The sequence below is a fragment of the Dictyobacter kobayashii genome, from assembly GCF_003967555.1.
In the GTDB taxonomy this organism is placed as follows: domain Bacteria; phylum Chloroflexota; class Ktedonobacteria; order Ktedonobacterales; family Ktedonobacteraceae; genus Dictyobacter; species Dictyobacter kobayashii.
In genome coordinates, this window is record NZ_BIFS01000001.1 from 4,121,170 (window position 1) to 4,133,117 (window position 11,948).

7 protein-coding genes, 1 tRNA gene and 2 pseudogenes are annotated in these 11,948 nt (G+C 48.8%); 4 read left to right on the top strand and 6 right to left on the bottom strand.

Annotation, left to right across the window (positions count from 1 at the left end):
- Window positions 1-17: 17 nt before the first annotated feature.
- The 4 genes from EL645_RS18080 (at window position 18) to EL645_RS18095 (ending at window position 2,697) form a co-directional block, all read left to right on the top strand.
- Window positions 18-233, top strand: coding sequence for an early set domain-containing protein (locus tag EL645_RS18080; protein WP_126551801.1), 216 nt, complete (start codon window positions 18-20; stop codon window positions 231-233).
- Window positions 182-1,702 carry a glycoside hydrolase family 9 protein gene (locus EL645_RS18085; RefSeq protein ID WP_136625234.1) on the top strand — a complete coding sequence of 507 codons (1,521 nt, stop codon included), beginning with the start codon at window positions 182-184 and terminating at the stop codon, window positions 1,700-1,702. The genes EL645_RS18080 and EL645_RS18085 overlap by 52 nt, the downstream gene beginning before the upstream one ends.
- 38 nt (window positions 1,703-1,740) lie before the next feature.
- Window positions 1,741-2,442, top strand: coding sequence for a deoxyribose-phosphate aldolase (gene deoC / locus EL645_RS18090; RefSeq protein ID WP_126551803.1), 702 nt, complete (start codon window positions 1,741-1,743; stop codon window positions 2,440-2,442).
- Between the two features lie 178 nt (window positions 2,443-2,620).
- Window positions 2,621-2,697 (top strand) — tRNA-Asp (locus EL645_RS18095).
- A 145-nt stretch (window positions 2,698-2,842) separates the two neighbouring features.
- Here EL645_RS18095 and EL645_RS18100 read toward each other — a convergent pair.
- The 6 genes and pseudogenes from EL645_RS18100 to EL645_RS45535 all read right to left on the bottom strand — a co-directional run.
- Window positions 2,843-3,813: pseudogene (locus tag EL645_RS18100) on the bottom strand (aldo/keto reductase).
- A gap of 430 nt (window positions 3,814-4,243) precedes the next feature.
- On the bottom strand, window positions 4,244-7,489 hold the full coding sequence (locus tag EL645_RS18105) for a bifunctional cytochrome P450/NADPH--P450 reductase (protein ID WP_126551804.1): 3,246 nt from the start codon (window positions 7,487-7,489) through the stop codon (window positions 4,244-4,246).
- A 134-nt stretch (window positions 7,490-7,623) separates the two neighbouring features.
- Window positions 7,624-8,268, bottom strand: a complete 645-nt coding sequence (locus tag EL645_RS18110; protein WP_126551805.1) for a TetR/AcrR family transcriptional regulator — start codon at window positions 8,266-8,268, stop codon at window positions 7,624-7,626.
- Between the two features lie 340 nt (window positions 8,269-8,608).
- Window positions 8,609-10,126 carry an alpha/beta hydrolase gene (locus EL645_RS18115; RefSeq protein ID WP_161977457.1) on the bottom strand — a complete coding sequence of 506 codons (1,518 nt, stop codon included), beginning with the start codon at window positions 10,124-10,126 and terminating at the stop codon, window positions 8,609-8,611.
- 267 nt (window positions 10,127-10,393) lie between these two features.
- Window positions 10,394-11,218 carry a sulfite exporter TauE/SafE family protein gene (locus tag EL645_RS45530; protein WP_371865741.1) on the bottom strand — a complete coding sequence of 275 codons (825 nt, stop codon included), beginning with the start codon at window positions 11,216-11,218 and terminating at the stop codon, window positions 10,394-10,396.
- 87 nt (window positions 11,219-11,305) lie between these two features.
- Window positions 11,306-11,749: pseudogene (locus EL645_RS45535) on the bottom strand (DUF1634 domain-containing protein); the annotation flags it as partial.
- Window positions 11,750-11,948: the final 199 nt, after the last annotated feature.

Here is an 11,948-nt window from a genome sequence, read left to right on the forward strand (position 1 = left end):
AAAAGGGGAGAGTAGACATGGATGTTACAGGCTTGCTCTATTCACAAATTGGTTACGACCTGAAAGATCCCATGCGGGCGTTGATACGCAGCACAAATCCGGACTATGTGCCAGAGGACGCTCTCTTTGAAGTCATCGATCATGTTACCGGCAAGATTGTGCTGCAAAAAGAGGTCAGGTATTGGGGGAGCTCTGGAAGAGTTCATGGTGGGAACTGGATTTTTCAGAGCTAGATCGCGAGGGTGAATACAATATTTGCGTAAAAGTTGGTGCGCGGGAGCTATGCAAAAGTGAGGCCATTAAAGTCGCAAGAAATCTCTTGTGGGATGAGACGATCGAGGTGGTTGCGCTTGAGCAAATGGAGGCACGGGCGCGCCTGGCGCGCAATAACAGGGGGTGGAAAGATTGTGGCTCGGATTGGCGTGAGGTAAATAGCCATGCCACCTGCGTCATTGGACTGTGCGATTTGATGAACACAGGCTATCGCTGGCTGACCGCCAGTGATGTTGAAAGGCTGGCAAAGCAACTGCTGGTTGGCTGTGATTATATCGCATCCTGCCAGGACAAGGCGGCACGGATAGGCTTTGCAGAAGGGGCCATCGTACACGAGATTCCCAATCATATGCTTGTTGTGCCGGGGGATGTGGCGCAATGTGTGGTAGCGTTGGCGCGTACCTCAAGACTTATTACCGAGCATTATCCTGATCGAAGCGATGAGTATCTTGAGCGGGCGACTTCTGCTTATGAGTATCTGCTGGATCAAGCACAGCCTATGGGACGGGAAGGTTTCTCTCATCTCAATCATGGTGCCCCTGCCCATTTCAACGTGCCCAACGAATGGATGACAAGGGATTTATTGATGATGATATGGGGTGGTATTGAACTCTGGGCTGCAGGTAAAACACAGTATAAAGACTCTGTCGTTCGGATGGCCCGGCAGGTACTACAGAGACAGGTACCAAAGGATCAGCCCGAAGGGGATTTCTATGGCCATTTCTATACTTTCGATCATTGTGACTTTACCGAAAAGGCAAATATTCACCATCATGTCGGCCATGATACCGGGGGAACCTTTCCCAACTATATTATAGGGCTGATCGAAATGACGAAAAGATGGTATGACCATCCAGATGCGCCTTTATGGCATGAGATCATCAGGAATTTTGCCTATGGATATTTCCTTCCAGCTTGTAGCCAGAATCCTTTCTATCTTTTGCCAGAGGGCTATTTCAAAGATCAAGGACTACTGGTTTTTTGTGGACCATGGCATGGTATCAATACCTCTCTGGCTTTTGCATCTACTATCGCAACGAAGCTGGAAGCATATACGGGAGACCGCTCATTCAGAAATATTGCCGTCGGTAACATCCAGTGGATCGCTGGACTGCATGCGGGGATAACCCGGCGCTCCTTCGATGGCTGTACTTTTTGGCGCGATGACATAGAGCCTGGCATTGCTCTCTCTTATAGTCAGATCTATGGTATCGGTACCCGGTATACAGGCTGTTGGACAGATATTAAAGGCAGTATCCCCAATGGCTTCTCGGTCAATCCACAATTTAAATTGGTCGTAGAGCCAACGCAGGAGGCTGATGGCCCATGGTTATTTACCGATGAAGACTGGATTCCGCATGGCGCCGGTTGGGTGAGCGCCCTCACTACCCTGAGAGAAAACAAGATATACGCTGATGGCTTGCTGTAATAGATAATTATTCTTTTCCAGGAGATAAAGAGGTTTTTATGAGTCAGATACATGTTAATCGCTATCTTGATCATGCAGTTTTGAAACCTGAAATGCCGCGCGGTGAAGTTATCGATGCGATCAAATTGGGAATAGAGTACAAGGTGAGAACGGTCTGTGTCAGACCATGCGATATCGAACTTGCCATTGAGATGTGCGAAGGTACAGAGACCGCCGTATGTTGTGTGCTGGGATTTCCGCATGGCGTCGTACCTGGCGCTATTAAAGCAGAGGAAGCGAAGCTGTATGTCAAATTGGGTGTAAAAGAGATTGATATGGTGGTTAACTACAGCTATATCCGGTCCGCTCTCTGGGCAGAAGTAGAAAAAGATATCAAAGCTGTATACAACATTACAAGTGTAGCAGGGGTTGTGCTCAAGGTCATACTTGAAACCAGCATGCTCACATTAGATGAGATCAGGAGGGCCACCGAGATCGCCCTGCGGGTGGGAGCGGATTTCGTCAAAACCTCCACTGGCTTTAATGGTTCGGGGGCAACGGAAGAGGCGGTTACCGCCATGCTGGAAGCAGGGCAGCGAAAAATCAAGGTCAAAGCATCTGGAGGCGTTAGAGATACCAAAAGAGCTATGATGTTTATTGAAATGGGTTGTCAAAGATTGGGCGTCAATTATACATCTACCGCCGCGATTTGCGCTGGCAGTATAGTCGATAGCACGAACAAACAAGAGCATGAGTACTAACGAGAAATTTATTGTCCAGGGCAATCATAACGTTGAAAGATAACGCAAGTCAACGCAGTTATGGCTTTTTTTGTGTAATCATAAAAATTGATCAATAAAAGGGTTGACAGGATGAGCCTGTTTTGATATTATCTATTCACGCGAGCGGTACTGAAAAGTACGGTAAGCGTGGAAGAATGGAGCCGTGGTGTAGTGGCCTAACATGTCTGCCTGTCACGCAGAAGACCGCGGGTTCGAATCCCGTCGGTTCCGCCAATTCTCCGAAAAGCACATCTTTTCAATGGTGTGCTTTTTTTGTTGCCTTGAAGCAGTCACGCATAAGCAACCGAAGAAGACAGCGGGCCCGACCAGATCATCAAGTCTGGTCGGGCCCGCTGTCTTCTTCGGTTAAGGGTGCTGTCTACCAGGCGTAGGCTTCAGGAGCCTGTCCACCAGGGCCGGGGAAGATCTCATCCAACTGCTTCAAGGTCTCATCACTCAGATGAAGGTCGAGTACACGCATGGTGCCATCCAACTGCTCGATGGTACGTGGTCCAATAATGGGGCCGTAACCACTGGATTGCTGTGCAACCAGGCCAGGGCTACATGGGCTGGCTCCGCGTCAAGGGTAGCACAGAGCTTCTCATAGGCCTCTAGTTTCGAGCGATTTTTCTCGATATTCTTCTGCATATTGGCATCGCCGCGGCGGCCTTCAGAGGTCTTTTGTAGTGCTCCACCCAGGAGTCCACCTGACAAGGGGCTCCATGGGATGATGCCCAGTCCATACTCTTTACAAACCGGGATTACTTCTAGCTCAATCATACGCGCATTCAGGTTGTAGAGACTCTGCTCTGAAACCAGACCCAGGAAATGACGATTTTTGGCGATCTCATTGGCTTGTGTGATATTCCAACCAGCAAAGTTACTACTGCCAATATAAGTGACTTTGCCTTCTCTCACCAGTTGCTCCATGGCCTGCCAGATCTCCTCCCAGGGGGTCTGACGATCGATATGGTGCATCTGATAGAGATCGATATGATCGGTTTTCAGGCGGCGCAGGCTGGCCTCACAGGCCTGGCGAATATGGCGCGCGGATAGTCGAGAATCGTTGGGCCACTCACCCATATCCCCATATACTTTGGTCGCCAGCACAACTTTTTCACGACGACCGCCACCCTGGGCAAACCAGCGACCGAGAATCTGCTCGGTTACGCCCTCGCCCTTCTTCCCACCATAAACATTAGCTGTATCAAAGAAATTTATTCCATGTTCCAATGCCCGATCCATAATCGCAAAGCTATCAGCTTCACTGGCCTGAGGCCCAAAGTTCATTGTGCCAAGGCAGAAGCGGCTAACTTTCAGACCGGTACGGCCAAGATATGTATATTCCACGAAAACCTCTTTCTTTGAAAATATTACAGTAAAATTGTGAAGATACTCTACTTTCTCGGTGATCCCCACTTTCTGTATAACCCATGGCTGGCTCCCAATATTCCCAAAAAGACAACGTTTTCTATGAATTTAAGACATTTTCAGAATGTGTCTTACCCCCAGCATCATGGGGAAGCGTGCCACTCTTGTGTGGACGTGCGCATGCGCGCCTGAGTTTTTTCTTGTGTGGTGCAAAAGCGCGCTGGGCGCGCTTTTGCACCACACAAGAAGACTTCTTGAGCGCCTTTGGTGCTCAAAATCAGGCGTGACGAGCGCAAAGATCATGAGGATAAGACATATTCTCAGAAAATGCTGCTAGATAATAAAAGATCCGGGACCGCGGTTTTATTCGCGATCCCGGATCTTTTATTATTTTTGATTATGGATGTGCTTATGAGGGCCAGACATCGACGAGGTAACGTCCATTGCTGGTCTGCTCATTGAGCCATTGCTCGGCTGCCTCGGCCGAGACCCCTGCCTTTTCCTGGTAGAGGGTTACAAAGGCCTGGCGAACATCGGGCGCCATATTGCTGGCATCGCCACACACATAGATCATCGCGCCAGCCTGAATGAGTTCCCAGACACGATCTTTGTGGTTGAGAAGCTGATCCTGGACATACATCTTGTCGTGCCCTTCCCAGCGTGAGAAGGCCGTGATCACTTCTGTAATGCCCCGGCTCTCCAGCGCTTTAAACTCCTCGGCATACAGGAAATCCTGTTCTGGATGGCGGCAGCCAAAGAAGAGCAATGAGTCACCGACCGTTTTGCCACTGGCTTTGAGGGCATCACGTTCCTGCAAGAAGCCACGGAAAGGCGCGACACCAGTACCAGGTCCAACCATGATCAGAGGAACGCTAGCATCCTCTGGCAACATAAAGGTCGAACGCGTATCCTGAATGAACGCGTTAATCTGATCTCCCTGCTGCTGTTGACGCAGATAGTTCGAACAGACACCCTGATATTGTCCATGTCCGGACCTGGCGGGAGCATCGACCACTGCGACTGTGACGCTGCAGCGCTTCTCATCCTGCAAAGGAGAAGAAGAGATCGAATAGTAGCGTGGCCGCATCATCGAGAGCAGTTCCAGGTAAGCATTAAAGGGCAGCTCGCAGGCCGGAAAATCTTCTAGCAGATCGATAATCGATTTACGCTTTGCCAGCACCTCGGTTTTATAGAGGGCGATACTGGCCTCATCATCACCGGAGAGGGCCAGTAACTTCTTCTTGTCGGGAGGACACTGGGTGAAGTCTGCCATGGCCTTGATCTGTTTACGGGTAGCCACATCCTGGAGCTCTACATAATCTCGCAGCAAGCTATAGACCGAGACCGGCATCTCAACTGGCAGGTTGGTTTTGCGATTATCGCTCTTGCGCAGCAGGATATATGTATCGCTGGCAAAGTTAAAGCGGCGCGCCACCCTTTCTACCATGGCCTCACTGTTATGAGGGATGATTCCCAGGTGGAAACCGGTGCGATAGTTAACGCCCTCAGGTAGTTCGAACTCGATATGGCGGGCTGAGCGCTCGGCCGTCGGGCTATAGAGCTCTTTATTGAGTAAAACCCTGGCCGGGCGGGCCCCGAAAGTCTCGATCAAAGGATGTGAATGCATCCCCGGGATAACTTCAACTTCGTAGGCTGAACCCACGGCATTCGGCTCTGGTAATTTCGCCTCGATCCCAAATTCTTCAAACAGCGACTTCCAGAGTGGTTGATACCAGGCCTCAAACTGACCATCGAAGTCTTCGCGCGCATCGCCTTCGCCGCGAGCATAAATGCGCTCAGCCCCGAATTTTTCCAGATTGGTATCGATCAAGCGTGGAATAGCCTGGAACGTGGCGGCCCAATCGCGGTTGCCACAGCCAAAGACCATATATTTCACACCCTTCAGGCGATCTGCGGTTAGATCGCCTGAGCGTAGCCAGTTGCAGAACTTTTCTGCATTATCTGGAGGGGTACCATTGTAGGAGGCGCTCACCACCACAACAGCGCCTTCAGTTGGCAGCGCGTTCGTATATTCATCCAGGTCAGCGATGGTCGTCTTAAAACCATAAGCGTTGCCATCTTCCACCATCCGATTGGCGATATCTTCAGCCGTTCCCATATTGGACCCAAAGAGGATCAGTAAAGGGGTATCATGTTTGGGAACCTCGGGTCTTGGTGTGGCCTTCGGGGCCTCTTTCCTGACCTGAGTGTTTTCCTGCTGAGGCTGGACTATGATCGTGCGGTCCGCATCGCTACGTTTGCGGATCTTGATTTTAAAGTTGTCGGGTTTAATGGTCAGCGTCTCTTTGATCTTGAACTGATAGTTAGTGTGATCAATGAATTTGTAACGCTGCAGCAACATACCCAGCACCAGGGTCGCTTCCTGCATAGCGAACTGGCGACCGATACAGGCACGTTGACCATTGCCGAAAGGCTTATAAGCGTCAGCTGGCCGGCTTTGTTCAGCCTCCAGGGTGAAGTGCTCGGGATCAAATTCGTCGGCATTAGCGCCCCAGATCGTCGGGTCACGATGGAGCATCGGAATAAGAACCGCGATATCCTCGTCTTTCGTGAGCTTATACTTGCCGCCAATGATCTCATTATCATTCAATGGATACATAGCGAAGGCAGGCGCAGTTGGCCAGAGGCGTAGGGTCTCTTGCAAGATTTGTGAGACATAACGCAATTGGTTGACCTGATTGAAGGTAGGGCGGGCACTCAGATCGTTGCCCAACACACGGTCAACTTCCTCATATGCTCTGGCCAGAACCTCTGGATGGTGTAAGAGCTCATACATGGCGAAAGAGAGCAGGCCGCTGGTAGTTTCATGGCCAGCGATCAGGAAGGTGATGATCTGATAGCGGATATTGAGATCATCCAGCTTTTCGCCCGACTGCTTATCGACGCCTGAGAGCATATAGCTCAGCAGATCTTTCTTCTGTGATACATCTTCTCCACCCTCACGGCGTTCCTGAATGATGCGATCCACCACACCATTGAGGAACTCTATATCGGCATGGAACTGGCGATTCTTATGAATAAGAATTTTATCTTCAAGTGGCAAACGGCTACCACGCTCCATTGCCTCCTGGAGGGCACGAATCATGCTATTGACGAAAGGATGCATATCCTCGCGATAGAAAGAGTTAAAGCGATAATCGAAACCACACAGACCAATGGTATCCAGTGTCAGGCGGGTCATATCTCCCGGCACATCAACCTCATCGTCTGAATTTAAACGATCCCATTTGCCCACCAATTGTTCAGCAATATCGACCATCATCGGCAGGTAGCCCTGCATGGCACGCATGCTGAAGTTGGGCAACAGGATATTGTGGGCTTTATGCCAGTTGGGCTCATTGGTCCATGAGGTAAACAGACCATCTCCGGAGAATGAGCGCACGTTTTGCAGTGGCGTCCAGACCTTCTTATCAAAGCGCGTCTCATCCGAGAGCTCTTTGACCAGTTCATAGCCAGAGACCACAATCAGGGAGCGTCCAGGCATATTTAATTGATAAATGGGACCATACTCGCGAGCAAGCTTCATCATATCCTGGACGCGTCGTCCAGACTGTAGTTCCAGCAGGTTTCCAATCAGTAATTTTTCTTTTGGATGCGGTATATTATTTGTTTCAAGTACTTTATGCGTGGTCATGCGAAAGAAAACCTCCGCCTTCTTTTATAAAAAGGACTGGTTTGGATGTAGGGTTAATAAAAGTCTTCAGGCAAACAGCATATCCGGTAGAGAGGGCCTGATACCCTTTGATCGGCTCTAAGCTCTCTTCCAGACTACAGCTCTGTGCCTGGTGGAAGAAGATTCTCCTCAAAAAGCGAAGCTGGCAAACCATGTTCCAGCAGGTTTAAAACATTTTGCGCCATCTCTTCTGGTCCAGGATCGTCCTGTTCAAACCACCAGATGATGCCCTGTGCGATCACTCCCGTTACCAGCCGGGCTAACAGGAAGATATCATATCCCTGTAGTTGTCCTGATTGGGTAGCACGCTCAAAGGCACGAGTGAGTCCCTGTGCGATCATATCTTCTACGCGAATAGTTTGCGCAACTTGTGCACCGCTGGCCAGCGCGATACTAAACAGATCGCGTTCAGCGTAAGCATGGTGAAAGATAGAGCGCACGATTACTGGAAGCGTCACCGCTTCAGAGCTGAGTACTTCATTGATAACCTGCTCTTCAAGGATGCGTAAGACTTCATCGATCAATGTATTGAATATCTCATCTTTATCTCTGAAGTGGAGATAAAAAGTGCCAACGCCAACATCGGCAGCTTCAGTGATATCCAGGATGCTGGCGTCATGATAGCCTTTCCTGGCAAAGACGTGCCGGGCGGCTGCAAGCAGGTCCGCCCGGGTCTTGGCCCTTCTTTTAGCACCCCGATGTTGTCGGGCATTGAGATTAGCATTTGAATTGTCATTCATAACTGAATTATAATTCAGTTATGAATGACTGTCAAGGGGTGCGATCCAGGAACCAGGGCTTTTTCATGTTCGTCCAGAGATCACTGGCTGTATATCATTTCATGTTTGGAGGGCGGCTGCAGCCGCCCTCCAAACATACTCCACATCCGGCGCCGCAGAGGAACATGAAAAAGCCCTGTCCAGGAACAAAGGCTGGTCAATATAGACGTTGAACGGGGAAAATATAGCATAGACAAAAAGGAAAGCGCAGGAAACAAGACAGCCGCTAGAGTAAAATTCTAGCGGCTGTCTTGTTTCCTGTGCTTTTTAGTTTTTTTTATTTTATAGGTGGAGAAAGTACTTAGTGTTTAGGTAATGCCTGTGGGGCAGCATGAATAGGGCCCCAATTGATCCATTCCAGTGCCTCATAGAGCTGATCTTCCCAGACTTTCCAGGAGTGACCACCATGTTCTTTGACAAAAGTGTATTGTACCTTGAGATTTTTCAAAACTTTGGCAAACTGTACCGCACCGGGATAGAAGGCTTTATCTTCAGTGGCATCACCCATGAAGATTTGCAACTTCTGAGCCTGTGGATGCAGTCCAATCTGGATAATTGGACTATTGTACTGCCGATAGGCCTGGCTTGGTCCCCAGATTGATCCATCGGCTCGATAGTAGCCACCTAACGCAATGACCCAATGAAAGATATCCGGATGGTGAATGGCAATATTCATGCTACCAAAGCCGCCCATAGACAGACCCCCGATTGCTCGATGTTCCGCATCAGGAATGGTGCGGTAATGTTGATCGATATATTTAACCAGTTCTTTGGAAATATAATCCTCAAGGGGTTGTTTCCCATTCCCACTATTGCCCCACTCGCTGGTTGCTCCGGGAGCGCCATTGCCATCGGGCATAACCATAATCAGTTCAGGCGTTTTTTTTGTATCGATCAACGTATCGGCCGTCTCAGCCGCTCTGCCTGCATTTACCCAGTCGGTGATTTTCCCTGGCGAGCCATGGAGGAGGTAGGCGGTTGGATAGCGTTTATTTTTACCCTCGGGCGTATTATACGTTGGCGGAAGATAAATATCGAACATGCGTGGCTTATTTCCAAGCAGGACGCTACGCATCTCTACAATCTTTGTGGTGCCAAACGATGGAATGTCCGCTGCAATCGGGCTTAGTTTAGGGGTTCCATGGATATCGGCATCTGGAGAGATGATAAATAGATTGCTCGATTGGCCGGCCAGAAAAAAGAGCACCAGCATTAGAATGATTGCGCTCCAGCGCTCTAAATGCCACTTGCTGATCCGGCCTTGTATGGCCATCGTATGTGTGGTGCGATTGGCGATATCCTGTCTTACGGTTGCTCGGTGCCATATAGTACGTATCAATTTATATGGTTGCTCAAGAAGAACTTCATAGAGGGCTGATCCAACCGCGGAACCAATAAATGCGCTCAGGATAGCCAATGCTATCATGACCAGTACTGTATGGTTAAGCACATCTGGTTGCAATGGTTTGATATGTCCACCCGCATCAGTGACGGGAATTAATTCTGTTTGAATAAAATTTATTAAATATCCCAGCACAAAAACAACGCTGGCACCTACAACCCCGCCAAGTTTACGATTAGTGAACAGAGCACCTGTCAGTGCAGCACCCGCCGTTAAGAGAAGGGCAGATACTAACTGCGCACGCATTGTATCTAATCCAGTAGTGATAATTGTTGCTGCAAGCCCATCGAATACAGTGTGTCCAAAGAGAAAAAGGCCACTCAGTAAGGCAAGGAGAAACGAGACAAAGAACCACAAGACTGGTAGCAGTCTCCAGGCTCTATTTTGATTCAACATAGAGGGTTGTTTTTGTTTCATGGTAGTCATTTTCTATGAAGTTCTCAAAAAGATAACTTCTTTGGTTTAATAGAACCCTCGGCTACGTAATTATGCTACTACTTGTCCGAGCGAAGGAGAATTATCTGTGCTGTTTTATTCTCCCACCGTATTATACGCTACAGACCTCAAAAAAATCGCTATGTAGTAATCAAATAAGGAGAAATGTCTGGTGGACACCTTTATGTATCCTTGAGCAGGATGCTATTGACAAGAGCGTCTGACGATTGCTTTTTACCAGCATAATAATTAAAAGGAACCAATTCCCAGTCCATGCAGAATCATTTCCAATGCTGCGATGATGATGACAGGCACAAAAATGATGCGTAAAATTTTATTGCTCATATGCAGTAAGAGGCGCGCACCCAGCAGTGCACCAGCCAGGACACCCAGGGCGACCGGGGCGGCTATCAGTGGGGGAATATTGCCTCTTGAGAAGTAGATACCTGCGCTGGCAGCGGCGGTAACGCCGATCATCAGATTGCTGGTTGTGGTTGAGACCTTGAGTGGTAGGCGCATGATGGTATCCATCGCAATAACTTTGAATGTCCCACTACCAATGCCCAGTAATCCTGAGATCAGGCCAGCTATATACATCATTGCCAATCCAAAAGGTGTGCGTGTGACCTGGTAGGGAACCTCGCGTCCCAGTTTATGGTCTGGATAGGAGCTGGCCAGATTTAATGTCCGGGCCCAGCTATCGTTACTGACGTTCTGAGGTAGTTCCTCGCCAATTTTAAAGATCAGTGGAGCCGCCGAAACAATTAAAATGATGCCAAAGATGACGCCCAGTAAATTAGGTGCCAGCAGGCCAGCAACAAATGCGCCACTAATTGCCCCCAGCGTGGTTCCGATCTCTAGAAACATGCCGATACGGATATTGGTAAGATGATCACGTAAATAGGCAACCGCTGCTCCACTGGATGTGGCGATGACTGAGATAATACTGACGCCGATGGCGAAGGGGATTGGAAAACCGAAAATGATCGTCAACATCGGGACTACCATGATGCCGCCACCCAGTCCCACCAGTGCTCCGATGACACCAGCCAGGAGTGAGCCCACGAATATCATTAAGGCTACGCCCAACGAAAAATGGATCTGGAAGGTATTGATGGCTACCTCATTCTCCTGACTTCTACTACCCAGAAATAAACTGAAGATAAGGATGACCAGTACGGTACCTGTAATTACTACATATTTATAGTCGCGCTCTATGACAAAAGTAACCAGCGAGGCCGCCACGCGTACGATGGGGGTTGCAATCAGGAGTAGGAGTCCCAGCATAATAAATGCCTGTGGACGTAGGATCAGTAATCCCGCACCAACCTGGGTCAGCGTCTGCGGAAAATTCAGTACGCGCTCAGGTGTTAAGCCTCCGGGACGCGTTGGCAATAATGCAATACCAATCACAATCAAGAGCGCGCTCAGTATGACACCACCTTGCAAGATCCAACTGATACTATTTGATAATTTTGACGGTGGGGGTTGTTTTTGTGCCTGTGTTTGTGCTGTAGATTTATCAGATGAGGTAAGGCGTTTCATTGCTGATAGCCTGTCTCCTTGTAGTTGTTCTGGTAGTGCTCCACTACTTTTCTGTATCATAGTTCCCTCGTTTCTATCCCGACGAATGTTTCAGTTCTCTCAACCATTACCCTTAGTGTAAATCGAGATTACCTATAAATGCAATTCATGTTTGTGATATGATACATAACTGCTGGGAATATATTTTTACTGCGTCTTTAAATGGCCAAAGATCGTATCTTAATGGTAGAAACTCCATTAGAAAGACTACTTATGCTAA